Annotated in this window: 22 protein-coding genes and 1 pseudogene; 8 read left to right on the top strand and 15 right to left on the bottom strand. The window is 67.4% G+C overall.

The annotated features are described in order from the left end of the window. Positions 1–94 precede the first annotated feature (94 nt). Complete coding sequence (locus RAM80_RS02365; RefSeq protein ID WP_416424629.1) at positions 95–1,819, top strand: phospholipase D-like domain-containing protein; 1,725 nt, start codon at positions 95–97, stop codon at positions 1,817–1,819. Positions 1,820–1,883: 64 nt separating this feature from the next. On the opposite strand, the gene mapR is transcribed toward RAM80_RS02365, so the two are convergent. From mapR to RAM80_RS02350, 3 genes are all read right to left on the bottom strand, one after another. Then, positions 1,884–3,293, bottom strand: coding sequence for a GntR family transcriptional regulator MpaR (mapR, locus tag RAM80_RS02360; RefSeq protein ID WP_416424628.1), 1,410 nt, complete (start codon positions 3,291–3,293; stop codon positions 1,884–1,886). An 84-nt stretch (positions 3,294–3,377) separates the two neighbouring features. Further along, positions 3,378–4,169 (bottom strand): type I methionyl aminopeptidase, encoded by a 792-nt coding sequence (gene map, locus RAM80_RS02355; RefSeq protein WP_416424627.1) that lies wholly within the window; start codon positions 4,167–4,169, stop codon positions 3,378–3,380. Beyond that, complete coding sequence (locus RAM80_RS02350) at positions 4,166–4,414, bottom strand: ParD-like family protein (protein ID WP_416424626.1); 249 nt, start codon at positions 4,412–4,414, stop codon at positions 4,166–4,168. The genes map and RAM80_RS02350 overlap by 4 nt, the downstream gene beginning before the upstream one ends. A gap of 206 nt (positions 4,415–4,620) precedes the next feature. On the opposite strand from RAM80_RS02350, the gene RAM80_RS02345 reads away from it, so the two are divergent. Further along, entirely contained in the window at positions 4,621–5,592 is a 972-nt protein-coding gene (locus tag RAM80_RS02345) for an AraC family transcriptional regulator (protein ID WP_416424625.1), read from the top strand. Between the two features lie 24 nt (positions 5,593–5,616). On the opposite strand, the gene RAM80_RS02340 is transcribed toward RAM80_RS02345, so the two are convergent. The 3 genes from RAM80_RS02340 to RAM80_RS02330 all read right to left on the bottom strand — a co-directional run bounded on the left by RAM80_RS02340 (position 5,617) and on the right by RAM80_RS02330 (position 8,790). Continuing rightward, positions 5,617–7,539, bottom strand: a complete 1,923-nt coding sequence (locus tag RAM80_RS02340; RefSeq protein WP_416424624.1) for a tyrosine-protein phosphatase — start codon at positions 7,537–7,539, stop codon at positions 5,617–5,619. Between the two features lie 184 nt (positions 7,540–7,723). Continuing rightward, positions 7,724–8,056 (bottom strand): hypothetical protein, encoded by a 333-nt coding sequence (locus RAM80_RS02335; protein WP_416424623.1) that lies wholly within the window; start codon positions 8,054–8,056, stop codon positions 7,724–7,726. A 98-nt stretch (positions 8,057–8,154) separates the two neighbouring features. Then, positions 8,155–8,790, bottom strand: coding sequence for a LysE family translocator (locus tag RAM80_RS02330; RefSeq protein WP_416424622.1), 636 nt, complete (start codon positions 8,788–8,790; stop codon positions 8,155–8,157). A 133-nt stretch (positions 8,791–8,923) separates the two neighbouring features. Between RAM80_RS02330 and RAM80_RS02325 the strand changes: the two are divergent. Then, positions 8,924–9,700 (top strand): annotated as a pseudogene (locus tag RAM80_RS02325) (PAS domain-containing protein); the annotation flags it as partial. Then, complete coding sequence (locus tag RAM80_RS02320) at positions 9,680–10,240, top strand: methyl-accepting chemotaxis protein (RefSeq protein ID WP_416427401.1); 561 nt, start codon at positions 9,680–9,682, stop codon at positions 10,238–10,240. The pseudogene RAM80_RS02325 and the gene RAM80_RS02320, both read left to right, overlap by 21 nt. Positions 10,241–10,374: 134 nt before the next feature. Here the strand turns inward: RAM80_RS02320 and RAM80_RS02315 are convergent, their stop codons facing one another. The 7 genes from RAM80_RS02315 to RAM80_RS02285 all read right to left on the bottom strand — a co-directional run bounded on the left by RAM80_RS02315 (position 10,375) and on the right by RAM80_RS02285 (position 18,022). After that, a complete protein-coding gene (locus tag RAM80_RS02315; RefSeq protein ID WP_416424621.1) occupies positions 10,375–11,097 on the bottom strand; it encodes a UTRA domain-containing protein in 723 nt (240 codons plus the stop codon). Continuing rightward, positions 11,094–11,684 (bottom strand): nicotinamide riboside transporter PnuC, encoded by a 591-nt coding sequence (gene pnuC / locus RAM80_RS02310; protein ID WP_416424620.1) that lies wholly within the window; start codon positions 11,682–11,684, stop codon positions 11,094–11,096. The genes RAM80_RS02315 and pnuC overlap by 4 nt, the downstream gene beginning before the upstream one ends. Positions 11,685–11,695: 11 nt before the next feature. Then, a complete protein-coding gene (locus RAM80_RS02305; protein WP_416424619.1) occupies positions 11,696–13,846 on the bottom strand; it encodes a TonB-dependent siderophore receptor in 2,151 nt (716 codons plus the stop codon). A 99-nt stretch (positions 13,847–13,945) separates the two neighbouring features. Further along, the gene (locus tag RAM80_RS02300; protein ID WP_416424618.1) at positions 13,946–14,815 is read right to left on the bottom strand and encodes a sulfurtransferase; all 870 of its coding nucleotides are present in this window, start codon (positions 14,813–14,815) and stop codon (positions 13,946–13,948) included. Continuing rightward, the gene (locus tag RAM80_RS02295; protein WP_416424617.1) at positions 14,812–15,936 is read right to left on the bottom strand and encodes a phosphotransferase enzyme family protein; all 1,125 of its coding nucleotides are present in this window, start codon (positions 15,934–15,936) and stop codon (positions 14,812–14,814) included. The genes RAM80_RS02300 and RAM80_RS02295 overlap by 4 nt, the downstream gene beginning before the upstream one ends. After that, the gene (locus RAM80_RS02290; protein WP_416424616.1) at positions 15,933–16,853 is read right to left on the bottom strand and encodes an ABC transporter substrate-binding protein; all 921 of its coding nucleotides are present in this window, start codon (positions 16,851–16,853) and stop codon (positions 15,933–15,935) included. Before RAM80_RS02290 ends, RAM80_RS02295 begins: the two co-directional genes overlap by 4 nt. Before the next feature lie 101 nt (positions 16,854–16,954). Beyond that, complete coding sequence (locus tag RAM80_RS02285; RefSeq protein WP_416424615.1) at positions 16,955–18,022, bottom strand: LacI family DNA-binding transcriptional regulator; 1,068 nt, start codon at positions 18,020–18,022, stop codon at positions 16,955–16,957. A gap of 391 nt (positions 18,023–18,413) precedes the next feature. Between RAM80_RS02285 and RAM80_RS02280 the strand changes: the two genes are divergently transcribed. Both RAM80_RS02280 and RAM80_RS02275 read left to right on the top strand, forming a co-directional pair. Then, complete coding sequence (locus tag RAM80_RS02280) at positions 18,414–19,778, top strand: MFS transporter (RefSeq protein ID WP_416424614.1); 1,365 nt, start codon at positions 18,414–18,416, stop codon at positions 19,776–19,778. Between the two features lie 14 nt (positions 19,779–19,792). Next, a complete protein-coding gene (locus RAM80_RS02275) occupies positions 19,793–20,953 on the top strand; it encodes an L-talarate/galactarate dehydratase (RefSeq protein ID WP_416424613.1) in 1,161 nt (386 codons plus the stop codon). A gap of 364 nt (positions 20,954–21,317) precedes the next feature. Here the strand turns inward: RAM80_RS02275 and RAM80_RS02270 are convergent, their stop codons facing one another. After that, positions 21,318–22,253 carry a LysR family transcriptional regulator gene (locus tag RAM80_RS02270; RefSeq protein ID WP_416424612.1) on the bottom strand — a complete coding sequence of 312 codons (936 nt, stop codon included), beginning with the start codon at positions 22,251–22,253 and terminating at the stop codon, positions 21,318–21,320. A 124-nt stretch (positions 22,254–22,377) separates the two neighbouring features. On the opposite strand from RAM80_RS02270, the gene RAM80_RS02265 reads away from it, so the two are divergent. Further along, positions 22,378–23,877, top strand: coding sequence for a CoA-acylating methylmalonate-semialdehyde dehydrogenase (locus RAM80_RS02265; RefSeq protein ID WP_416424611.1), 1,500 nt, complete (start codon positions 22,378–22,380; stop codon positions 23,875–23,877). A gap of 207 nt (positions 23,878–24,084) precedes the next feature. Here RAM80_RS02265 and RAM80_RS02260 read toward each other — a convergent pair whose 3' ends face one another. After that, positions 24,085–24,729, bottom strand: coding sequence for a TetR/AcrR family transcriptional regulator (locus tag RAM80_RS02260; RefSeq protein WP_416424610.1), 645 nt, complete (start codon positions 24,727–24,729; stop codon positions 24,085–24,087). 214 nt (positions 24,730–24,943) lie between these two features. Between RAM80_RS02260 and RAM80_RS02255 the strand changes: the two genes are divergently transcribed. Then, the gene (locus RAM80_RS02255; protein WP_416424609.1) at positions 24,944–26,062 is read left to right on the top strand and encodes an FAD-dependent monooxygenase; all 1,119 of its coding nucleotides are present in this window, start codon (positions 24,944–24,946) and stop codon (positions 26,060–26,062) included. The last annotated feature ends 15 nt before the right edge of the window (positions 26,063–26,077 follow it).

The following is a 26,077-nucleotide window of genomic DNA, read 5'->3' as shown; positions in this document are numbered from 1 at the left end:
ACTCGTCGAGGGGTAGCGGCAGATTACCACTTGGCTATGCCGCGCCAGATGAATCTGGCACTCTTCAGGCCCCGCAGCCGAAGGAACGCAGGCCATGCCCACGGATTTTCAAGTCAGCGGCGCCAATGACGCCGCCCTGTTCAGCCTCAAGCTGCACCGCAGCGAAGGCATGCTGCTGTTGGCGATGAATTGGAAAAACGGCCCGCCACCGGCGGACTTCGTCGGCTTCGGCATCGAGTACAAGGAGCCGGGCGGCGACCGCTTCTACGCCCTCAACAACCGCCTGACGTTTCCCACCGCCGACGGCAGCGTGCCCACCACGGCGCTGTCCAGCCTGCTGTCGCCGATCCAGAAGTTTCGCTGGGTACACTTCCCGCGCAATGCCGAACTGCCCGGCGCCTTCACCTACCGGGTCACCCCGGTGTTCATGAACGCCCAGGACCAGCTCAGCTACGGCGAGGCCCAGAGTGGCGACATCGAACTGCAGCGCGACACCTGGCCGGGCCAGCTCAACGTCACCTTCACCCGCGGCTACGTGTCGTCCCAGGCGTTCGTGGAGCGCTACGGCAAGGGCGACCGCAACCTGACCACGCTGCTGCCACGCAAGGCCGACGACGGCCTGGACTTCGTGCCCAGCAACCCCGACGCCAGCGCTGCGCTCGAATGGATGGGCTTCGAAGCCCGCGAGGCGATCCTGGCGGTGCTCGACCAGGCCGTGGCCGACAACGGCGCCAAGGTGCAGGTGATTGCCTATGACCTCAACGAGCCCAGCGTGGTCGGGTGCCTGGAAAAACTGGGCAGCCGCCTGCAGATCATCATCGACGACAGCAGCGACCACGGCGCCGCCGACTCCGCCGAAACCCTGGCGGCCACACGGCTGGCCCAGGGCGGCGCCACGGTAAAGCGCCAGCACATGGCCAGCCTGCAGCACAACAAGGTGATCCTGCTGGACGGTACTGCCGTGAAAACCGTGGTGTGCGGCTCCACCAACTTCAGCTGGCGCGGCTTGTACGTGCAGGCCAACAACGCCCTGGTGCTGCAGGGCCAGACCGCGCTGGGCCTGTTCCAGGCTGCGTTCGCGCAATACTGGGCCAGCAGCGCCGCCAAGGCGTTCGGCGCCCAGCCGCCGGCCCAGTGGCACAGCCTGGGCCTGGACAACATCGACGCCCAGGTGACGTTCTCGCCCCACGCCCTGGACAACGCCGCCCTGGCCGGGGTGGGCAGCGACATCGCCACCACCGCTTCCAGCCTGCTGTTCTCCCTGGCCTTCCTGTACCAGACCAATGGGCCGATCCAGGCGGCGATCAAGCAGGTGGCGGGCAACCCCCAGGTGTTCGTCTACGGTATCTCCGACCGGCAGATGCAGCAGGGGCTGGACGTGCTGCTGCCGGGCGGTGAAAGCGCGATATTGCACGCGGCTGCGCTGAACAAGAACATCCCGGCGCCGTTCCAGGCCGAGCCCACCGGCTTGATCGGTGGCGCCGGGGTGCGCCTGCACCACAAGTTCGTGGTCATCGATTTCGACAAGCCCAGCGCGCGGGTGTACATGGGCTCCTACAACTTTGCCGATGCGGCCGACCGCAGCAATGGTGAGAACCTGCTGCTGATCCGCGACCGCCGCGTGGCCGTGGCCTACATGGTGGAGGCCGTGCGGTTGCTGGACCACTACCACTTCCGCGTGGCCCAGGAAAGCGCCAACGCCGGCACGCGCAAGGCCCTGACCTTGCAGCGCCCGCCCCGGCAGGCCGGCGAAAGCGCGTGGTGGCAGGAGGATTACAGCGATGCGCGCAAGGTCCAGGACCGTGAGTTGTTTGCCTGATGCGTCGTGGGGGTCGGGACGCGGCCTTTGGCCGCTGCTACGGGGATTCGCGGCGTCCGGGGCCTCAGAAGGACGCTACGATCCGCCCCAGCATCGCCATCGCGTCCTCGTTGCGCTTGTCCCACGGGTGCCCATGGTTCAGCCGCGCGCAATGGCTGAACCCGCGTGTGGCCGAAAAGATCGGCCCCGGCGCAATGCTGATGCCCTGGGCCAGCGCCAGTTGGAACAGCTGCAGCGCGTCCACTTTCTCGGGAAACTCGAACCACAGGAAATAACCGCCGTCGGGGCGGGTCACCCGCGTGCGCTCGGGGAAATGCCGCGCCGCCGAGGCCAGCATGGCGCTCTGCTGCATTTCCAGGTTGTGCCGCAGCTTGCGCAGGTGGCGGTCGTAGCCGCCATGCTGCAGGTAATCGGCAATGGCCGCCTGGGCCGGCACCGAGGGCGAAATAGTAGTCATCAGCTTCAGCCGGCTGATCGCCTGGGCAAAGCGCCCGCCGGCCACCCAGCCCACCCGGTAGCCAGGCGCCAGGCTCTTGGAAAACGAACCGCAGTGCATCACCAGCCCGTCGCGGTCCAGGCGCTTCACCGGCTGCTGGGGTTGCGGGCCGTAATGCAGCTCGCTGTAGACGTCGTCCTCGATCAGCGGCACCTGGTGGCGCTGCAGCAGGCCGTACAGCGCTTCTTTGGCCGGCCCCGGCAGGCTGGCGCCCAGCGGGTTCTGCAGGCTGCTCATGAACCAGCAGGCCTTGATCGGCAGGCGTTGCAGGCGGTCTTCCAGCACGCTCAGGTTGACGCCTTCGCGCGGGTGCACCGGGATCTCCACCGCCTTGAGCTTCAAGCGTTCCAGCACCTGCAAGGTGGCGTAGAAGGCCGGCGACTCGATGGCCACCAGGTCGCCGGGCTGGGTCACCGATTGCAGGCACAGGTTCAGCGCTTCCATGGCGCCGTTGGTGATCACCAGCTCGTCCATGGCCAGGTGCACGCCACTGATCATGTAGCGCAGGGCGATCTGCCGGCGCAGGTCGGGGTTGCCGGCGGTCATGTCGGCGATCACCGCCTGGGGTGCCATGTCGCGCACCGTGCGGGCCATGGACCGTGCCAGGCGCTGCAAGGGGTACAGGTCGGGGCTGGGGAAGGCCGAGCCGAACGGCACGGTGCCCGGGTCCTTGAGCGAACCGAGCACGGAAAACACCAGCTCGCTGACGTCCACGTCGGTGCTCTCGGCCTGCCGGTCGGTGATGGCCGGCTCGTCCAGCGGGCGTGCCTGCTGCTCGCGCACGAAGTACCCCGAGCGCGGCCGCGCCTGGATCAGGCCGCGGTCCTCCAGCAGGTAATAGGCCTGGAACACGGTAGAAGGGCTGACCACGAAGGTACGGCTGGCGGTGCGCACCGACGGCACTTTTTCACCGGCCTTGAGCACCCCGTTGCGGATCATCAGGGCAATGTCGTCAGCAAGCTGTTCGTAGCGTTTCATGGCGGGCCGGTGCGGGGGAGGGGGCAGCAGCATGGCGCCAAATCTGCCTGCATACCAGCGGCAGATTCGGCGCAAAACAGCAGATCAGACGATGGGCTCGAGCCCGGCGAAGGGTTGCGGCCACGGCGTCAGGATCTCGAAGCCGTCATCGGTCACCGCCACCATGTGCTCCCACTGCGCCGACCACGAGCGGTCGCGGGTCAGCACCGTCCAGCCATCGGCCAGGGTCTGGGTGCCGCGCTTGCCGGCGTTGAGCATCGGCTCCACGGTGAAGATCATGCCCTTCACCAGCTTCATGCCCTGGCCCTTCATGCCGTAGTGCAGCACCTGCGGCTCGTCATGGTAGACCTTGCCGATGCCGTGCCCGCAGTACTCGCGTACCACGCTGAAGCCGGCGCCCTCGGCCACCGTCTGGATGGCATGGCCAATGTCACCCAAGTGCGCGCCCGGGCGCACCTGGCGGATGCCGGCGCACATGGCTTCGTACGTAATACGTATCAGGCGCTGGGCTTCATCGTTGACCGTGCCCACCTGGTACATGCGGCTGGTGTCGCCGAACCAGCCGTCCTTGATCACCGCCACGTCGATGTTGAGGATGTCGCCATCGGCCAGCGGCTTGCCGTTGGGGATGCCGTGGCAGATCACCTCGTTGGGCGAGGCGCAGATGGTCTTGGGGAACCCGTGGTAGCCGATGTTGGCCGGCTTGGCCTTCTGCACGTTGACGATGTAGTCGTGGCAGATGCGATCCAGCTCGTCGGTGGTCACCCCGGGCTTCACATAGGGGGCGATCATGTGCAGCACATCGGCGGCCAGCTTGCCGGCAATGCGCGACTGCTCGATATCGGCGGCGCTGTTGATCGTGACTTTCTTGCTCATTGTACGTTCCCGGCCAGTTGGCGTTGGTCCATGCAGTTGGCGACCGTCTGCAGGTCGAAGCCGCCGGCCTGTTCGGCGCGGATCAGCAATTGCGTGAGTTCATTGTGGGGCAGGTGCGGGTGCAGCTCGGCCAGCATGCCGATGCGCATCCAGTGTTCGGCCTGGGCGTTGATGGAACGGCTCAGGGCGTTGGAGGTGATGCGCAGGTTCTCGTGCATCACATCGGAGATTTTCACGATGCCCATGGGGGAGGGTCCGTATATGAAATGTATATGGAACATATGGTATCCGCCCCACCCAAGAAATGCCAGCGCCCAAACCTGTAGCAGCGGCCCCCAGGCCGCGTCCTGGCCCCGACACTATTCATGTACCTGTCATGTTTCATTGCTAGCGTTGCGCGCGGTCGTCTGTACCGCCGCCCATACAACAATGAAACATCAGGACGTTCGCCATGCTCCCTACCTCTGCGCGCAAGCCGTTCATCATCCGTTCCGACGCCATGGGCGCGGACGAATTCGGCGCGCTGTTCAGCCGGGTGTTCGGTGATCTTTACGCCGACGTGCCGCGCTTCGGCCAGCTGATGGGCGTGGCCGGGGTGTATGGCCGTTATGAGGGCGTGAGCTTCCGGCGCATGAGCTACCGCGGCAACTTCACCGTGCAGATCCCCGACTTGAACGACGAGATCACGTTCGTGATTCCCACCGCGGGGCAGATCATCTTCAACATCGGCGACGAGGCCGTGGGCCGGCCCGACGTGGGCCTGGCGGTGGAGAAAAGCGCGGTGCGCTCGGTGACCTTCGTCGACGGCCACGGCCAGCACGGCATTTCCGTGCGCCGCGGGCTGTTTACCCAGCGCCTGGCCACGCTGCTGGGGCGGCCGGTGGTGAAGAAAATCCACTTCGAACCGGTGGTGGATCTCAACCGCCCGGCCTTCAAGGCCATTCGTGCGCTGGTGGATTTCGCCACCGGCGCCGAGCTGGATGCGCTGATGAACGCCAGCGTGCTGATGCCCACGCGCTTGCAGGAGATGCTGGTGGACGCGCTGCTGGAAGGCTGGCCGCACAGCTACAGCGAAGCCTTGCAGCGCCCCGGGCCGAGCATTGCGCCGCGCCATGTGCGCCTGGCCATGGACTACATCCAAGAGCATCCTCATTGCCTGGTCAGCGGCACCGAACTGGCGCAGCTGAGCAACGTCAGCCTGCGCGCCTTGCAGGAAGGGTTTCGGCGGTTCATGGGCACCTCGATCGTCGCCTATCAGCGTCAGGTGCGGTTGGAGCGGGCCTACCAGGCGTTGCGCCAGGGGCCGGTGGTGTCGGTGACGGACGTCGCCCTGGGGCTGGGCTTCTCCAACGTCGGGCGCTTCTGCCAGTACTTCCAGAGCGCCTACGGCGTCACTCCCCAGGACGTGCGCAAGGGCCGGTAGCGCGGGCTACCGGCCCCGCCCTGATCAGAAGCGGTAGCTGGCCTTCAGGCTGCCGCTGGCACCCTGGCTGTCGCCACCGCTGACGGCGCCCACCTCGGCGCCGACGCTGACGTTGCCCAGGCTGGCGGTCAGGTTCACCGCGCCGCTGTACAGGTCGCGGGTAGCGAAGGCGGCGCGCTGGTCCACGTCGAAGCCCAGGATGCTCGCCGAGCTGTCGACATGGGCGTTGCCCAGCACGTGCTCGTAGCCTACCTGCACGCCCGGCACCAGGCTCCAGCCACCGCTGATGCCGATCGGCGCCAGCGCTGCCTTGAGGTTGGCGAAGGCGCTGCGGCGGGTCTGCTGGTTGCTGTCGACGTCCAGCGCCAGGTCGCTGCCTTTCTCGTCGAAGCCGGCCAGGTTCAGGTGGCTGATGCGCACGCCGGCGCTGGGCTCCAGGGTGACCGCGCTGATCGGCAGGCGGTAGCCCAGGGCCAGGCTGGCGGCGCTGAGGGTGCCGTGGGTGTCGCCCCTGGTCGAACCCAGGCCGCCGCCCAGTTGGCGCTTGCTGTCGTAGTCGACGTAGCCGGTGCTGGCGTCGGCGGCCACGAACAGGCCGCGGTCCAGGCTGTCGAGGGCCAGGCGCGCGCCGGCGGACAGGAAGGTGTAGTCGGTGGTTACTTCACCGCCGGCGCCGCCCACGCTGCCGTGGCTGTAGCCGAAGCTGGCGTGGCCGCTGAGCTGCTCGCTGAAGCGCTGGGTGAGGCCGACCATGGCCCCCTGGGTGTGCTCGTTGCTGCTCTCGGCGTGGGCCGAACCGTCGGTGCCCAGGTAGCCGGCAAGGCCAGCGGTCCACAGGCTGCGCTGGCCGACCTTGAGGTCGATGCCGCTGGTGTAGGGCGCCGCGGCGGCGTCGATCAGGGCGTTCTGGCGCAGCAGGAAGGCGGCGGCGTCGGCGTGCACCTGGCCGCCGATGGTGTTCTGCACGCCGCCCAGGGTGCCGGCGTCGATGGCCGATTGCAGGTAGTAGTTGTAGTCGGTGTAGGCGCCCGACAGGCTGCTGTTCTGCAGGCGTTGCAGCAGCAGCGCGCCAGCGGCGGCGTTGCCTACCATGGCGTCCTGGCCGGGCAGGCTGTTGTAGTAGACCATCTTGCCGCGCAGCACATAGATGGTGGCCTGGGACAGGCCCAGGCCTTCCTTGAGGTAGTTGTCCATGCTGCCGTACAGCGCGGTGATCTCGTCCAGGCCGGCCTGCAGGTAGCTGGCGTCCACGGTCAGCAGCGGCTCGTAGATGGCCGCCATGCTCGAGGGCAGCGCCGCCAGGGTCGCGGCCACGCGGGTGGCGGTGTAGTCGTTGGTGGCCAGGTAGTTGGCCATGATGGTGGCGCTGTCCACCCCGGCGATGCTCAGCAGCACGGCGGCGGTCCAGCCGGTGCGGTCCTTGCCGGCGGTGCAGTTGAACAGCGCGGCGCCGTCGGTGGACGCCAGGTCGTTGAACAGGGTAGCGAACTGGCTGCGCATGCCGGCGTCGCTGACGAACTCGCGGTTGGTCTCCTGCATCATGGCCACGGCGTCGGCGGCGCTGCTGACCGAAATCGAAGTGATGTTGGCGCCGGAAGAGGCGTTGCCGATGATGTCGATGTTGGTGTAGGTGGCGCCGGTCAGCGGGCTGTCCGGGGTGGCGGCGATCTCGCTGGCGGTGCGCAGGTCATACACCGCGGTGATGCCCAGGGTGTTGAGGGTGGCGATGTCGGCGGCCGAGCCCGACAGCGCGTTGGAGCGGTAGAACACCCCCGAGCGCATGGTGCCGTCGTTGGCGGTGGTGTAGGCGGTGGTGGTGCCGGCGATGTCGCGGAAGTTGTCGATGGTCGACAGGATCGGCGTATCGAGGGCGTAGGTCTCGGCGGCCTGCGCGGCGGAGATGGACAGACTCAACACAGACAGCGAAAACACAATGCGGTGCAACACGGTGTAGCTCCTTGGATACAAGTCAAGGTGGCTACTATCGGTATCGTCGGGGACGCGATTGTGACAAGTTCAGGTACGTGGCGAATGGCGGCGCGATGTGTCCGTGGCGTGCGTGATGTGTCTGTGTTGGGGCCGGACGCGGCCTGCGGCCGCTGCTACGGGGCAGCGGCGGCAGGCGCACCGCTTACCAGCGGCCGTAACCCCGGCCATGGTCATAACCGTAACCGTGGCCGTAACCGTCATGGCGGTAGTGGCCGCCATAACCATAGTAGTAAGGGCGCGGGGCTACCGGTACATAAGCCACCGGCTGGTACACCGGCTGGTAGTAACCCTGCTGGTACGCCGGGCGGTAGTAGTGTTCATGGTACGACGGGCCACTCAGCGCGCCAGCGACGACTGCGCCTACCACGGCTCCAGCGATGACAGGCACGACCACGTTGCGTTCGCCTGCGCTGGCGGTGCCGGCAGCAATCAGGCAACCGGACAGGATCAGGGCTTGGGTCATCTTCGAAATCATGGGTGTCTCCTCAGGCGGATATGGGTTCGCCATGGAGCTATGAAACAACGGATTCGTGTCAGCAGACGTCTACATTTCGTAAAGGTTACGTAAACCTCTCAACGCCGGCTTTCCAGTGCCATGCGCACCGCCAGGCCCGCCAGCACGGTGCCCATCAGCCAGCGCTGCACGGTCTGCCAAAGCGGCCGACCGCCCAGGAACACGGCGATACTGGCCGCCGTCAGGGCGATCAGGCCGTTGACGCTGACGCTGATGACGATCTGCGTTGCGCCCAGCACCAGCGACTGCCCCAGCACGCTGCCATGCCCGACAGGGCTGATGAACTGCGGCAGCAGCGACAGGTACATGACCGCGATCTTGGGGTTGAGCAGGTTGGTCACAAGGCCCATGGCGAACAGCCGGCGCGGGCTGTCGGCGGGCAGGTCGCGCACCTGGAACGGCGAGCGGCCGCCCGGCTTCACCGCCTGCCAGGCCAGGTACAGCAGGTACAGGGCGCCGCCCACGCGCAGGGTGTCGTAGGCGAACGGCACCGCCATCAGCAGGGCGGTGATGCCCAACGCCGCGCACAGCATGTACACCACGAAGCCCAGCGCCACGCCGCCCAAGGAGATCAACCCCGCCTTGCGGCCCTGGCAGATGGAGCGCGAAATCAGGTAGACCATGTTCGGGCCTGGGGTGAGCACCATGCCCAGCGAAATCAGGGCGAAGGCCAGCCAATGGGTGAGTTCGGGCATGGGGGCACTCCTGTGGGAATAGCGGCGCAAACGGCAGGAAAAATATTGTAGGACAATAACAGTTTTTGCACTCAAGCCCCTCATTTCCAAGCCGATAGTGATGCCACCAGCCTATGAGCCTTGAGATGTGGTCATGTTTAACAAGCGGTTGAAAGAAGAGTCGGCGCGCCTGCGCGAGAAGCTGTCCTCCATGGAGCAGGTGCAGCGTAGCCTGGACAGCGAGATGCTGGTGCTGACGCTCGACCCCCAGGGCCGGATCCTGTACACCAACGCCAACTTCGACAAGGAGTTGGGCCACCGCAGCGAACAACTCACCGGCCGCGCCCTGGTGGACCTGGTGCCCAGTGACGCCCGCGCCACCGACCACTTCAGCCGCATGAAGGCCGCCATCCAGGCCGGCGCCCATTGGGCCGGGGCCTTGCAGCTGATGCGTGGCGACGGCGGCGAGGCCTGGTTGCGCGCCATCGTGCAGCCGGTGCGCGACAGCGACGGCAAGGTCATTCATTGCTCGGTGTATGCCAACGACCTGACGCGCACCATCGAGACCTCCCGCGAGCACCAGAACCTGATCGACGCCCTGCAGCGCTCCACTGCCGTGATCGAGTTCGACCTGGACGGCAACGTGCAGACGGCCAACAGCCGCTTCCTCAGCGGCATGGGCTACCGCCTGGAACAGGTGCAGGGCAAGCACCACCGTATGTTCTGCTCGGCCGAGGAAGCCAATTCGGCCCAGTACCAGGCGTTCTGGGACACCCTGCGCCGGGGTGAATTCGTCGCCGACCGCTTCAAGCGCCTGGACAGCGCCGGCCGCGTGGTGTGGCTGGAAGCCTCCTACAACCCCATCGCCGACGTACAGGGCCGCCTGTACAAAGTGGTGAAGTTCGCCACGGTGATCACCGACCTGGTCAACCGCGAACAGGCCGTGGCCCAGGCGGCGGACATCGCCTACACCACCTCGGAAGACACCGACGCCGCCGCGCGCCGGGGTAGCGGCGTGGTGCAGGACACCGTCGAGGTAATGCGCCAGCTGGCGGCGCAGATGCAGGCCGCCGCCGATGGCATCGCCGCCCTGGACCAGCAGTCCCAGGTGATCGGCACCATCATCAAGAGCATCAGCAGCATTGCCGACCAGACCAACCTGCTGGCGCTGAACGCGGCCATCGAGGCGGCGCGGGCGGGCGAGCAGGGCCGTGGCTTTGCCGTGGTGGCCGACGAAGTGCGCCAGCTGGCCTCGCGCACCAGCACCGCCACCGACGAGATCGTCACGGTGGTGCTGCAGAACCAGAAGCTGGCAGCGGACGCGGTGCAGGTCATCGAGCAGGGCAAGCGCCAGGCCGAACAGGGCCTGGCGCTGGCGGCGCAGTCCGGCGAGGTGATCGCCGAAATCCAGGACGGCGCGCGCAAGGTGGTGGACGCGGTGGGGCAGTTCAGCAGTCAGTTGAGCCATTAAGCATTGCGCACCGCCCTGTAGCAGCGGCCACCAGGCCGCGTCCGGGCATTGCATCCTGTGGGAGCTGGCTTGCCAGCGAGCTGTTGGGGCCATAAAAGCTCGCTGGCAAGCCAGCTCCCACAAGACAGTTGCTGCTACGAACCCCCCACCGCCAGCGTCACTTCCACTGCATCCGGGCGCCAGAATTCCAGGTCCAGTTCCACCACGTTGCTGTCCTCGTCAAAGCACAGCCGCTCCAGGTACAACCCGCTGGAGCCGCTGGCAATCTCCAGCCGTTCGCTCTGTTCCTCGTCCAGCAGGCACGGCTTGAGGCTGATCTGGCTGCGTGCCTGCTGGCGGCCGTAATGGTCGCGCAGCAGGGCGGTCAGCGAACCGTCCAGGCGCTGGTCGAGCAGGCCAGGGCAGGCGCTGGGGTTCAGCACATTGGTCTCCAGCAGCACCGGGCGGCCGTCCACCCAGCGCCGCCGCTGCAGCTGGAACAACGGCTCACCGACGGCTACCTGCATGCGCTGGGCCAGCCAGGCATCGGCCGCACGCAGCTCGGCCAGCAGGCACTCGGTGCGCGGCTCGCGGCCCTGGGCGCTGACGTAATCCATGAAGCCGGTGATGCGCGTGGGGTCGTAGCGGATGGGCACCGGCGACACGAACCAGCCGCGCCGGTGGCCGCGGTACAACGCGCCCTGGGCCTCCAGGCGCTGCAGTGCCTGGCGCAGGGTGACGCGGGTGCAGCCGAACTGCGCGGCCATGTCGCGTTCGGTGGCCAGGCGCGCGCCCGGCGCCAGGCGGCCGTTGGCGATGTCCTCGGCCAGCTGCTCGCCAATGCGCAGGTACTGGGCCTGGGCGGGGCGGATGCTCATGCCACCGCCTGCTGCGCCGCTTCGCGCGGCTGCTGCGCCAGGTCACGCTGCCAGGCGCGCAGGCCATACACCGCCAGCACGATGAAGCCGGCGTACAGCACCGCGGTCAGCGGCAGTTCCTTGTAGTAGTACAGGCCGGTGTACACCGCATCCAGGGCGATCCACAGCCACCAATTGGCGACGAACTTGCGCGCCGCCCAATAGCTGGCCACCAGGCTGTAGCCGGTGAGGGTGGCGTCCAGCCACGGCACGGCGGCGTCGGTGAAGTGCGCCATGGCCGTGCCCAGCAGCACCGACAGCACGGCGCCGGCCACCAGGCTCAGCAGCGCCACGCGCGCCGGCAACGGCTCGATGCGCACCTTGCCCTGGGCCAGGCGCCCAGTGCGCCAGCGCCACCAGCCGTAGCCCTGCAGGCCGGCGAACAGCACCTGCAGCAGCATGTCCGAGTACAGCTTCACGTCATAGAAAATCCACACGTAAAGCAGCACCGCCACCACGCCCACGGGCCAGCACCAGGGGGTGCGGCGGGCGGTCAGCCAGACGCCGAGGACGTTGACGATGACCGCGAGTATTTCCAGGTTCGACATGGTTGCAGCCCTTAGAAGTTGACGGTGGCGGACAGCCGCGCGGTACGCGGGGCGCCCAGGAACAGGTAGTCGTCGCCGGCGTATTCGCCCACGTCGCGCCAGTAGCGCTTGTCGAACAGGTTGTCGACGCTCAGGCGAAACACCGTATCGTACCCTTCGATGCGCGTGGTGTAGCGGCTGCCGGCGTTGAACACCGCGTAATCGCCGACCTGCACCGTGCCTTCGCGGTTCGCGTATTTCTTGCCGCTGTACTGCACGCCGCCCAGCAGCGCCAGGCCGTCGATGCCTGGCACGCTGTAGTCGCCGTAGAAGCTGGCGCGCAGGGTGGGCACGTTGATGGCCTGGTGGCCTTCGTAGGCGTCCACGCCGCTGTCGGTGACCCGCGCGCGGGTGGCGGCGACGCTGGCGTTGAGCTGCAGGCGCTCGGTGGCGCGGCCGCTGGCGGTCAGCTCCAGGCCGATGTTCTTCTGCTTGCCCTGTTGCACGTAGGTGAAGGTGCCGTCGCCGTTGGGCCGCGGGAACTGGTAGGCCTGGGTGATCTGGAACAGCGCCGCGCCCAGGCTCAGGCGTTGCCAGTCCTGCTTGATGCCCACTTCCAGCTGCCGCGAGATCGTCGGCGCCAGGGTCTCGCCGGCGTTGCTGGCGAACCACGACGCCTCGCTGCCCAGGGACAGGCCCTTGCTGTAGCGGGTGTACAGCGACAGGTCGTCGGTGGGCTTGTAGACCACCGCCAGGTTGGGCAGGAACTCCCACATCTGCGTATGGCGCGTGGTGCCGCCGTCGGCGTCGAAGGCCTTTTCGTCCAGGCGCACCTCGCGGCCGCCCAGCACCAGCTGCCACTGCTCATTGAGGTGCAGGCGGTCGTTGATGAACAGGCCGTACTGGCGGCTGTCGAGGTGGCGGTAGGTGTGGTTCAGGCTGCCGTCGTAGGGGGCGTAGGTGGGCGGCGTGGCGCCGATGTTGCCGCTGCCCACGTACTCGTTGATGGCGTCGCGCTGGTCCACCGTGCGGCGGAACGCGCTGACGCCCACGTCCAGTTCGTTGCGCAGGCCGAAGGCGTTGAACGCGCCGCTCAGCGAGGCCTCGGCCTCGTCGTTGCGGCGGGTGTCGTCGGGGTTGCGGTAGTCGTAGATGTCGTAGTCGCCGCTGCTGCTGAACGAACTGGTAGTGGCCGTGCAGCCGGCGCCGTAGTAGCAGCCATAGGGGAAGGCGCTGTAGTCGTCGATGATCACCCGGCTGCGCGACAGGCTCAGTTGCGCGCTCCAGTCATCGGTCAGTTGGTAGTGGTAGCGGCCTTCCATGTTCAGCGAGGTGATGCCCACCGGGTTCGACCAGCTCTGGTAGCCCAACAGGTCGTGCGGGTCGGCGTGGTGCGGCACCTCGGTGCCGCCCAGCAGCTGGTAGCCGGGCACCGAGCGTTGTTCGCGGTGCTGGTATTCGACGTCCAGTTGCAGGCTGGAGCGTGGGTCGATGTTCCAGTCGAAGGCCACCGAGCCGAAGTCGCGGCTGCCGTCGGCGTGGTCGACGTAGGAACGAATGTCCTCGTGGGCCAGGTTGGTCCGGACGCCGAATTGCTGCTCGCTGCCGAACCAGGTGCCCAGGTCGGTGGCCAGGTAGCGGCCGCCTTGCTCGTCGGTGGAGACGGTCACCGAGCGCACGTCGGTAGGGCGCTTGGTCTGGTAATTGATGACCCCGCCCGGCTCGCTGACGCCGCTTTGCAGGCCGGCCAGGCCCTTGAGCACTTCCACCTGCTCCTTGTTCTCCAGCGCCACGTTCTGCTCGCCGGTGATGGTGCGGCCGTTGATCTTGTAGCTGCTGGCGGCGTTCAGGGAAAAGCCGCGCACCACGAAGTTCTCGTAGTAGCCGATGGGCGCGTAGCTGTCGCCCACGGCGGCGTCGTTGCGCAGCACTTCACTGAGCAGGCGCACCTGCTGGTCTTGCAGCAGTTGCGCGTTGAACACCGACACGGCGGCAGGGGTGTCCAGCAGCGGCGTATCGCTGAGGCCGGTGACCGAGGCATGATCGGCCCGGTAGCTGTCGGGCGCGTCACCGGTGACGGTGACGGCGCTCAGCGTCGTCGGTTCTTCCGCGGCCACCCACGGCGAGGCGAGGGCAATGCTCGTCGCCAGCACACGGGCCCGGAAGGGAATAGGGGGAAACATGGGGCAGCTCCTTGTCGCGCATGATTTTTTTGGGTGCAGGCTACCCTGCGCGGGGCCGTAAAGCCACGCGCATGGGTCATGACCTGACCTATTGGTTTTTCAGGCCGGAGCTGCTCCGGTGGTCATTGGCAAGGCAGGGTCGGCGCTCCATTGCTGCAGCGAGCCGTCAAACAGGGTGACATCGTGGCGCCCCAGCAGCGCCAGGGCGAAGGCCGTGGCGGCGGCGGAGATGCCGCCGCCGCAGTACAGCAGCAGCGGTTCGGGCAGGGCGTCCACCGCCAGGGCCTGGCGCAGCAGGGGGGCAGGGTGGTAGCGCCCGCTGGCGTCGAACAGCTGCCGCGCCGGGCGGTTGCGGCTGTTGGGAATGTGCCCGCGGCGGCTGTAGCGGGTGGCCGCGCTGCCATCGAACACGGCCTGGCCCAGGGCGCAGATCAGGTGGCCGGGCAGGCGCCCTTCGCTCACCGCCTGCACCTGTTCCAGGGTGGCCCAGTAGCCGGGTTGCGCGTGCAAGGTCGCAGGCGCTGCAGCCCCGGGGGTGTTGGCAGCGCCGCTGGCCAGCGGCAGGCCGGCCTGGCGCCAGGCGTTCAGGCCACCGTCCAGAATCGCGGCCGCAAGACCAACGCTGCGCAGCATCCACCACAACCGCGCCGCCCAGAAGCCGTCGCTGCGGTCGTAGATCACCACGCGGCTGTGCTGGCCGACGCCCAGGGCCTGCAACTCGGTAGCCAGTTGCGGCAGCGGCGGCATGGCAAAGCTATAGCTGGCCTGGGCGTCGTGCAGGCGTTCAAGCAGGTCGGCGTGGCGGGCGCCGGGAATGTGCGCGGCGCGCCAGCCGGGTTCGCCGCTGAAGGCCTGGTAGTCACCGTCGAAGCGCGGCGCGCGCAGGTCCACGGTGGCGTCCAGCAGCACCAGGTCGCCGGCGTTCAACTGTTCTGCCAGCCAGGTCGGGTCTACCAGCAAACGGTTCATAACCAGCCCCGCAAATGTTCGATCAGGCGCTGGCCTTCGCTGCCCTGGAACCACACCGCATGGCGCAACAGGTAGTCGTCCCAGGCGATGTCGGCGCTGGCGCGGTCGTCGAGGATGCCGGCGAAGTACTCGGTTTCGGACACGGCGAAATCGGCGTGCACCAGCGGCAGCCAGGCGGCCAACGCCTGCAGGTCGGCCGGTGACAGCGGGCGCACGCTGGCGTAGCCGCCCAGCAGGGCGTCCACCGTGGCCAGGTCGGCGCGGGCCACGCCGCCTGCGTCCAGGTCCAGCCAGGGAATGGCGTTGCGCTCCAGCGCGGTGGCCAGGTCGTACAGGGCGAAGGTGCGGTCGCACAGGCCGAAGTCGAGCACGCTGCGCACCTCGCCGTCGGCCCACAACAGGTTCGAGGCGTGCCAGTCGTTGTGGGTCCACAGGGGCGCCTGGCTGGCCAGGTGCGGCAGCAGGGCGGCATGGGCGGGCAGCAGGGCGTCGGCCAGTTCGCTGCGCCAGTCGCGGTGGGCCAGGTAGCGGCTCAGCGCCGGGCTGTTGGCTATTTGCTCGGCCAGCACGGCCAGCGGGTCGGGCTGGGTGAAGGCGTGGCAGCGGCTGGTGAGCACGCTGGCCTGGCGTGGCGCGGCGTCAAAATCTGCGGCTGCCAGGTGCAGGCGGGCCAGCGCCGTGCCGGCGGCGTGGGCATGGGCCAGGCTGTGGAATGGCGACCAGGACTGGGCGTCGCGGTACAGGTCGTCACCCGGTGAGCGCGCGTGCACCTCGTAGGTCCACTGCCCGTGGGCGACAGCCGTGGCGCCGTGGCTGTTCACCTGCACGTCCGGGGCGGGTACGCCATGGCGGCGCAGGTGCTGGATGAAACGGTGTTCCTCCGCAAGCCAAGGCTGCGAGCGCACCTGATGAAAGTGGCGTTTGACGAACCACTCGCCGTGCGCGGTGCTGATCAGCGCGGCGGCGGAGAAGGGCCGCGGGCTGTGCCAGTCGATGCGCTGCAGGGTGCCCAGTTGCGGGTAGTGGGCCAGCAGCGGTTGCAACTCGGCCTCGGTCAGCGGCGCCCACACCGGCGCGACTATTTCGCCGGCCAGGCCATGGCTGTGCAGCAGTTGGCTCATCGCGCCTCCCCGGGCAGGTAGGCGTTGGTGGTGGCGTTGGCCCAGGCATCGGGCCGTTGCAGGATGCCATGCTGGTGCAGCCAGTTGGCGTAAGGTTCCAGCAGCGCCTGGCGTTGCTGGCCAAAGCGGCCTTCATGCAGCCAGGTGGGGGCGATGTGCGCAAGTGACTGCTCGATCAGCGCGCCGGGGAAATAGGGAATCACCCGTTCGTAGGCATGGCGCGCCCGTTGCGGCTCGGCGGCCACGCTCTCGAAACCGCGCGCGGTGGCGGCGAGGAAGGCGCGCAGCACCTGTGGGTTGGCGTCGATCCAGTCCTCGCGGGCGCCCAGCAGGTAGCTGTGGTAGGCCGGCGCGCCCCAGCGGCTGACCCGGTGTACCACCCGGCGTTCGGCCGCCACCGGGCTGTCCATCAGCGCCTCCCAGGCCCAGTAGCCACCGAAGCTGGCATCGGCCACGCCGGCGGCCAGCTCCTCGGGGCGCAGCTCGCGGGCGCCGGCATCGACGATGATCACCGCGTCCGGGTCGCCACCGTCCTGGCGCACCAGGTCGCGCACCATGGCCAGCCCGCGCGGGGTGGGGTTCATGGCCAGGCGCTTGCCCATCAGGTCGCGGGGGCGCTGGATGGCGAATTCGCGCAGGGTCTGGAAAGCTTCCAAACCGTCATGGTTGATGGCCGCCACGCCCTTCAGCGGCTGGCCCTGGTCGCGGCGCACCAGCAGGCGGTTGCTGGGGAACACGCTCAACTGTACCGCGCCGTCCAGCAGGTGCTGCAGGCTGTCGCCACGCTCAGGGTCGGGCACGCACAGCTCCACGTCAAGGCCGGCGTCGGCGTACCAGCCGCGTTCACGCGCCAGGTAGAAGCCGGCCGAGTTGGGCCAGGGGTGGAAGTATTCGAGCATGATCCGCAGTGGCAGCATGGAGGGTAGGCCTTGTTCGCTATGAAGTGATGGCCCTTTATAATTGGGTGTTTGGTATATACCAAATACCCAATAGCATTATGCTTAGACGCAAATGGCGGCTAACCGATATCGCGCGTGCTCTGCCGGTCAATGATGCTGAACCCCGTATCAATGCACACCGGCGCCGCCGCCTCGGTGCCTGGCGTGGCGCGCAACCGTGCCAGCAACGCCTCGGCCACCTGTTGGCCGATCAACGCGCCGTTCACCTGTACGGTGGACAGCGGCGGGTGCACGTGGGCAGCACTGCTCAGGTCGCCGAAGCCCATCACCGCCAGGTCTTCCGGCACGCGAAGGCCGCGGCTGGCCGCCTCCGCCAGCACGCCCTGGGCAATGGTGTCCGAGCTGCACACCACCACCTGCGGGTCATGGCCCTTGTCCAGCAGGCCCTGCAGGCCCAGCCGGCCGGAGGCCAGGATGGCGGGAGCGGGGAGTATTTCGGTGGGCGTGTCGGTGATGCCGTGGGCCTGCAGCTCGGCTTTCAGGCTGGCCACGCGGCGCAGCCCACGCGGGTCGTCGAGGGTCACCACGGCGAAGCGCCGGTAGCCTTTGCCCAGCAGGTTGCGGGCGATGCCCACGCCCACCTGTTCGTGGGAAAAGCCCACCAGCATGTCGATGGGCGCCTCGCTCAAATCCCAGGCTTCCACCACCGGAATGCGCGCCGACGCCAGGCGCTGGCGGCTGGCCTCGGTGTGCAGGGTGCCGGTCAGCACGATGCCGTCGGGGCGCCGGCCCAGCACGGCTTCCAGCAGCGCTTCTTCCTGCTCGGCGCTGTAGCCGGTGAGGCCGATCAGGGTCTGATAACCGGCGGCGGTGAGGCGGTCCATCACCGCCTGCACGGTGTCGGCGAAGATCGAGTTGGCAATGGTGGGCAGGAAAATCGCCACCAGCCGGCTTTTGTTGGTGGCCAGCCCGCCGGCCAGCATGTTCGGCACGTAGCCCATGGCCCGCGCGGCCTCGCGCACCTTGTCGCGGGTGCGCTCGCTGACCAGCTCGGGGCGGTGCAGGGCGCGAGACACGGTAATGGGTGAGACCCCGGCCACGCGTGCCACGTCGATCAACGTGTAGCCGGGCACGCCGGCGGCGCCGCTGGCGGAAAGTGAAAGGTCCTTGTTCGACTTCTTGGCCATCAGGGGGGCGGGTCTACGGTGGGGAGGGGGAGATATCTTAACCCACACACCTTTGATGTCGCCTGCATAACGGCCATGGCTTGTAGGGCTGGGGCGGCCATAGGCACCGCGTAGCCGCTGCCGCAGGCTGCGCTGGCCCTATGCCGCGCTGAAGACTTGCAGGGTTCACACCGGCCAGCGCAGCCTGACGGCAGCGGCTACAGATCGGCGTTTGTTGATCGCGACCAAGGTCGGCTCCTACGTTGGTTGCAACGTACCTGTGCCTGACGGATAGCCGTTGCATGATTGCGCAATCAGTGTATTTTATAAGTGCTGATGATTGCGCAATCATTTTCGTATCAAAGGAGCTTGCACCGAGCCACCGCACCACTCACAACAAGGAAAATAACAAGTGAACCCAGCCACGCCCCCCGTCGCCAGGACCCGCGTCCGCTACCTGATCCTGACGCTGATTTTCATCGTCACGGTGTTCAACTACGTCGACCGCGCCACGCTGTCCATCGCCGCCCCGAGCATGCGCGGCGACCTGGGCTTCGACGCCATGACCATGGGCATCGCCTTCTCCGCCTTCGGGTGGGCCTACACCGCCATGCAGCTGCCGGGCGGGGTGATCCTCGACCGCTATGGTTCGCGGGTGGTGCTGGGCGCCAGCCTGATCCTGTGGTCGACGCTGACCTTCCTGCAGGGCTACGTCGACTACTTCGCCTCGGCGTTCCTGGTGCTGTTCGGCCTGCGCTTCTTGATGGGCGTGGCCGAGGCCCCGGCGTTCCCGGCCAACAACCGCCTGACGGTGATGTGGTTCCCGCGCCAGGAGCGTGGCCTGGCCACGGCGGTGTTCCAGTCGGCGCAGTATTTCGCCCTGGCGGCGTTCACGCCGCTGATGGTGTGGCTGGTCAGCACCTGGGGCTGGCAGCATGTGTTCTGGGTCACCGGCCTTGCCGGCATCGCCATTGGCCTGGCCTGGTTCCGCCTGGTGCGCGAGCCGCGCAAGGACCACCGCGTCAACCAGGCCGAGATCGACTACATCGAGGCCGGTGGCGGCCTGCCCACCATCGGCGACGTGAAGACCCCGTTCAGCTGGCAGCGCGTCAAGGCCATCGGCGCCAACCGCATGATGGTCGGCATCTACCTGGGCCAGTTCTGCCTCACCTCCATCACCTGGTTCTTCCTGACCTGGTTCCCCACCTACCTGATCGAAGCCAAGGGCATGACCCTGCTCAAGGTCGGCCTGGTAGCCGCCATCCCGCCCGTCGCCGGCTGCCTGGGTGGGGTAGTTGGCGGCGTGTGGTCGGACTGGATGCTGCGCAAGGGCTTCAGCCTCACTGCCGCGCGCAAGACCCCGATCATCTGCGGCCTGCTGCTGTCCAGCAGCATCGTCGTCGCCAACTACAGCGCCTCGCTCACCGTGGTGATCGCGGTGATGTCCCTGGCGTTCTTCGCCAAGGGCGTCGGCAACCTGGGCTGGTGCATCGTCGGCGACGTGTCACCGGCCCGGGCCATGGGCATCAGCGGCGCCATGTTCAACTTCTGCGGCAACCTGGCCAGCATCGTCACGCCCATCGCCATCGGTGTGATGATCAACCAGCTGGGCTCCTTCGATGTGGCGCTGATGTACGTGGCCGCCATGGGCCTGCTGGGCGCCTTCGCCTACCTGTTCATCGTCGGGCCGCTCAAGCGCCTGGACCTCGATGATTTTGCCGAACCGCAGCCCCAGGCCACGCCTGCGGCCACCCCCGATACTTCCCTGTCCCGTTAACAAGGAGAGCGCTCATGCTCACACAACAACAAGCTTTGCCCACCGGTGACGACGACGCCATTGCCTGGGTGCGCGTGTCCTCGGTGTTCCTGCCGCTGGCCAACCCCATCAGTGACGCCAAGGTGCTCACCGGGCGGCAGAAGCCGATGACCGAGATCGCCATGCTGTTCGCCGAGATCGAGACCAGGGATGGCCACCGTGGCCTGGGCTTCAGCTATTCGAAGCGGGCAGGGGGCCCGGGGCAGTTCGCCCACGCACAGGAGATCGCCCCGGCGCTGCTCGGCGAAAACCCCAGTGACATCGCCAAGCTATGGACCAAGCTGTGCTGGGCCGGTGCCTCGGTGGGCCGCAGCGGCTTGTCCACCCAGGCCATCGGCGCCTTTGACGTGGCCCTGTGGGACCTCAAGGCCAAGCGCGCCAACCTGTCGCTGGCGCGCTTGCTGGGTGCCCAACGCGACAGCGTGCGCTGCTACAACACCTCCGGCGGCTTCTTGCACACGCCGCTGGACCAGTTGCTGAAGAACACCGACCTGTCCCGCGAAAAGGGCATCGGCGGCATCAAGCTCAAGGTCGGCCAGCCGGACTGCGCCATCGACATCGAACGCGTCAGCACCGTGCGCCGCCACCTGGGCGACAAGTTCCCGCTGATGGTCGACGCCAACCAGCAGTGGGACCGGCCCACCGCCCAGCGCATGTGCCGGCAGTTCGAGCCCTACAACCTGATCTGGATCGAGGAGCCGCTGGACTGCTACGACGCCGAAGGCCACGCCGCCCTGGCGCAGCAGTTCGACACGCCCATCGCCACCGGCGAGATGCTCACCAGCGTTGCCGAGCACGCCGAGTTCATCAAGCTGCGCGGCGCCGACTTCCTGATGCCCGACGCGCCGCGCGTGGGCGGCATCACCCCCTACCTGAAGGTGGCGGCCATGGCCGAGCAGGCCGGGCTGATGCTGGCGCCGCATTTCGCCATGGAGCTGCACGTGCACCTGGCCGCTGCTTACCCGACCGAGCCTTGGGTGGAGCACTTTGAGTGGCTGGAGCCGCTGTTCAACGAACGCCTGGAAACCCGCGACGGCCGCATGCTGGTGCCCAAGCGCCCCGGCCTGGGGCTGAGCCTGAGCGAGCAGGTCAAAGCCTGGACCGCCCAGCAGGTGGAGGTCGGCAGGCGGCCCTGAGTGCCTGCACCGTGCCTCTCGAAGCGTGGCGTCTGTGACGCGTTCTCAGGTCTTGAAACTGCGTTGCCTGCATCGCGACTAAAGTCGGCTCCTACACCGTTCGTGGTAGGAGCCGGCCTTGGCCGCGATGCAGTCGACGCGATCTAAGGGGTATACGCATTCGCGTAGCTGCCGCCAGGCTGCGTACCGGGGGATATGCGGTGTGTTCGGACGCGGCCTGCGGCCGCTGCTACAGGCTCCGGTGTGCACTGAAGAAGGGCTACACCGAACCCGCGTAGCAGCTGCCGCAGGCTGCGTCTTGCGACCGCAGTGCATCAGGCACCCCGCATGACGCGGCCTGCGGCGGATGGCCGCCTCGCCGCTGCTACGGGCTGGCCGTGAACCCGCCCGCCAGCCGCGCCTTGAGGTACGCCACCAACGCCGTCACCGACTTCGGCACGTGGGGCGAATATGGGCGTATCAGGTAGATCTCATCGGCGAAGGCACCTTTCAGCGTCCAGTCCTTGAGCACGTGTACCAGGGTACCTGCATTCAGCGCCGCCTGGGCGCTGAAGTCGGGCAGCAGGGCGATGCCCAGGTGGTTGAGGGCGGCGTCGCGCAGGGCTTCGCTGTTGTTGGTGGCGAAGCTGCCGGCAATCGGCACGGTCACCCGCTCGCCACCCCTGGCGTGTTCGAAGGTCCAGGCCGGCTGGTCGGCCCCGCGCGGGTAGTACAGGCAGTTGTGCCCGGCCAGCGCCGCCGGGTCATGGGGCTGGCCCTCGCGTTGCAGGTAATCGCGGGTGGCCACCAGCACCGAATGGGTGTCGCACAGCTTCCACGCCACATGGGTTTCGGGCACCTGGAAGCCGTGGCGCACGGCCAGGTCGTAACCCTCGGCAGCCAGCGAGCTCAAGGCGTCGGACACGTCCAGCTGGATGCGCACCTGCGGGTACTGGCGCAGGAACCCCGACAGGTGCGGCACCAACTGCTGGCGGGCGAACGCCACCGGCGCGGTCAGGCGCACCAGGCCGCGGATCTCGCCGGCTGAGTCACGCACCGAGGAAAAACTGCGGGCAATGTGCTCGTAGGCGCTGCGTACCTCGCGGGTCAGCGACTGGCCGGCGTCGGTCAGGCGCACGCTGCGCGTGGTGCGGGTGACCAGGCGGGTGCCGGTGGCCTTTTCCAGGTCGCTGATGCGCTGGCTCACCGCCGATTTGCTCACCCCCAGGCGAGCTGCGGCGGCGGTGTAGGTGCCATGTTCCTCCAGCACCGACAGCCAGTGGATGTGCGTCCACAAACCTTCGATCTCGGACTTTTCCATGAGGGTATTGTTCGCCTATGTGGACAATCAGTTCTGGATTCTGCTCTGGTCTTGAACAAAGTGAAAGCCTAAGGTGTATTCAACGCGGGCTGCCAGCCTTGTCCCTCACCCAGGATCACCTGCCATGACCACCACCATCGAGCACTACATCAACGACCAGCGCGTGTCGCGTGATGACCGCTACCAGGACGTCTACAACCCGGCCACCGGCGCCGTCACCGGCCGCGTGGCGCTGGCCAGCCGGCAGACTGTCGACGAAGCCGTCGCCGCCGCCCAGGCCGCCTTCAGCGACTGGAGCGAAACCGCACCCATCCGCCGCGCCCGCGTGCTGTTCCAGTACCTGCACCTGCTGCGCGAGCGCAAGGACGAACTGGCGCACATCATCGTCGCCGAGCACGGCAAGGTGTTTACCGACGCCCAGGGCGAAGTGGACCGCGGCATCGACATCCTCGAATTCGCCTGCGGCATCCCACACCTGCTCAAGGGCGAGCACTCCGACCAGGTCTCGCGCGGCATGGACAACTGGACCATGCGCCAGGCCCTGGGCGTGGTGGCCGGCATCACGCCGTTCAACTTCCCGGTGATGGTGCCCATGTGGATGTACCCGATCGCCATCGCCGCCGGCAACACCTTCATCCTCAAGCCCAGCCCCACCGACCCGAGCGCCTCGCTGTTCATGGCCGAGCTGCTGCGTGAAGCCGGCCTGCCCAAGGGCGTGTTCAACGTGGTGCAGGGCGACAAGGAAGCGGTCGACGCGCTGCTGGAAAACCCCGACGTGCGCGCCATCAGCTTCGTCGGCTCGACGCCCATCGCCCAGTACATCTACGAGACCGGCGCCCGCCACGGCAAGCGCGTGCAGGGCCTGGGCGGGGCCAAGAACCACATGGTGGTGATGCCTGACGCCGATATAGACCGCACGGTCGACGCGCTGATGGGCGCCGCCTACGGCAGTGCCGGCGAGCGCTGCATGGCCATCTCAGTGGCGGTGCTGGTGGGTGACGTCGGTGACAAGGTGGTCGCCGCCCTGACCCAGCGCGCCCGTGAACTGCGCATCACCGACGGCCGCGACCTCAAGGCCGAGATGGGCCCCATCGTCTCCCGCGCCGCGCTGGAGCGCATCAAGGGCTACATCGGCCAGGGCGTGGAGGCGGGCGCACAGCTGTTGCTCGATGGCCGCGACTACAGGCCTGGCGAGTCGGGGCTGGAAAACGGCTTCTGGCTGGGCGCCACGCTGTTCGACCACGTGACCCCGGAGATGAGCATCTACCGCGAGGAAATCTTCGGCCCGGTGCTGGCCTGCGTGCGCGTGCGCGATTTTGCCGAGGCGCTGCAACTGGTCAACGCCCACGAGTTCGGCAACGGCGTCAGCTGCTTCACCCGTGACGGCAACATCGCCCGCGAGTTCGCCCGGCGCATCGAGGTGGGCATGGTCGGCATCAACGTGCCCATCCCGGTGCCCATGGCCTGGCACGGCTTCGGTGGCTGGAAGAAGAGCCTGTTCGGCGACATGCACGCCTACGGCACCGAAGGCGTGCGGTTCTACACCAAGCAGAAGTCGATCATGCAGCGCTGGTCGGAGAGCATCGAGCAGGGCGCCGAGTTCGCCATGCCCGTCTCCAAGTAACCCCCGTAGCAGCGGCCGCAGGCCGCGTCCCCCCAGGCACACCGCGCCGCAGCCGGACGCCGCCTGACGGCAGCTGCTACGCAGATCTCCCGTAGCAGCAACTGTCTTGTGGGAGCGGCGGGGCGGCCATCCGCCGCAGGCCGCGTCCGAAACCGCCGCGCTCCCCAGTGGCACCGCGCCGCAGCCGGACGCGGCCTGCGGCCGCTGCTACGGGGCTGCGCCGATACCGCGCAATAACAGACCGGTCAGAAACCGCGAATACTGCTCGGCCAACGCTTCATCGCTGCTGCCGTTGAACAACACCCCGAACAACGGCTGCGCCGTGGCGAAGAAGGTGCATGCACCCACCAGCGCCACGTGCAGCATGCGCGCATCGATGACCGGCAAGGCCGGCGCAGGCGGGCGGGCCTCAAGGATCGCCGCGCTGAGCGCCACACCGCGCTGGGCAATCAGGTCCAGCACCGCGCCGGGCTCGGGGTCGTCGCCCTGGTAGATCTCGCGCAGCACCAGCTGCACGAAATGCGGGTTCTGCCGGCCAATGTCGATGATCAGGCGAATGCGCCCATACAACATCGCCTCCACGCCCTGGCCGTCGGCCAACGCCTGGGCGCCCAGCTGGGTCACGTCCATCAGGTGCAAGGTGGCGGCGCGCAGCAGGCCGTCCTTGCCACCGAAGTAGTAGCGGATCAACGCCGGGTCGACCTTTACCTGCCGGGCGATGTCCTGCAGCGTCAGGTCGGTGGGGGCGATGCTGCGCAACAGCTCGAGGGTGGCGTCGATCAGGCCTTCGCGGCCGATGGCGGCGGTGTGGGCAGGGCGCCCGCGGCGTTTCTTTTCAGGTGAAGTGTCCATGGGCGGCAATCATACCCCGTGGGAACACCTTTTTGGGTAGCGCAGTGACAGCGCGCGGCATCGTGGTGCAAGGCCTGTTTCACTGGTGAACGTTTCGCCCATGGAACCCATTAACTAATTGAAAGATAACGATATTCAATTAATTCCTTAAAAAAGGAATTAATGGCATTCATTCTGCATTGCTGCTCCCGTCAACCAGAAAGGAGCAGTACCCATGAAAATTGCCATCATCGGTGCCGGCATCGGTGGCCTGTGCGCCGCCATCGCCTTGCGCGGCGCCGGCCACCAGGTGACCGTGTTCGAACAGGCCCAGGCCTTCCTGCGCGTGGGCGCCGACATCAACCTGACCCCCAATGCCGTGCGCGCCCTCGACGGCCTGGGTGTAGGCGCCGCCGTGCGTGAACCGGCCGCGCGCCCCAGTCACCGCATCAGCCGCCTATGGGACAGCGGCGAGGAAACCTCGCGCCTGGCCATGGGCGACAGCGCCGAACAGCAGTACGGCGCACCGCAACTGACCATCCACCGCGCCGACCTGCTGGCCGCCCTGGCAGGCGCCTTTCCCCTTGAGCAGGTGCAGTTCGCCAAGCGCTGCGAAACCATCGCCCAGGATGCAGCCGGGGTGACCCTGACCTTCGTCGACGGCGCCCAGGCCCAGGCTGACCTGGTGATTGGCGCCGACGGCATCCATTCCGCCGTGCGCACCGCGATGTTCGGCGCCGAGCAGCCGCGCTTTACCGGCGTGGTGGCCTACCGCGCCGTGGTGCCCGCGCACAAGCTGGCACATGTGCCGGACCTGCAGGCCTTCACCAAATGGTGGGGCCCCAACCCTGAAAGCCAGATCGTCACCTTCCCGCTGAACCGTGGGCGCGACATCTTCATCTTCGCCACCACCGCCCAGGCCACCTGGCACCTGGAAAGCTGGACCACCCGCGGCAGCGTCAGCGAACTGCAGCGCGCCTACGCAGGCTTCCACCCCGATGCCGTGGCCTTGCTCACCGCCTGCGACGAAGTGCTCAAGACCGCCCTGTATGAGCGCGACCCGCTACCGCACTGGACCCAGGGTCGCCTGGCGCTGCTGGGCGACGCCTGCCACCCGATGATGCCGTTCATGGCCCAGGGCGCCGGGCAGGCCATCGAGGATGCGGTAGTGCTGGCCCGCGCCTTGAGCCTGCCGGACACAGACCTTGCCAGCGCGCTGCACACCTACCAGCAGGCGCGGCTGCAACGCGCCAGCCAGATCCAGGTCGGCTCACGCGGTAACCAGTGGCTCAAGGCCGGCGGCAACGCCGACTGGGTCTACGGCTACGACGCCTGGAACGTCGCGCTGGGCTGAACCGCTGCCACCCCC

Source organism: Pseudomonas sp. App30, assembly GCF_047947025.1.
In the GTDB taxonomy this organism is placed as follows: Bacteria; Pseudomonadota; Gammaproteobacteria; order Pseudomonadales; family Pseudomonadaceae; genus Aquipseudomonas.
Note: the sequence above shows the minus strand (reverse complement) of the source record. Positions and strands in the feature narration are given on the sequence as shown.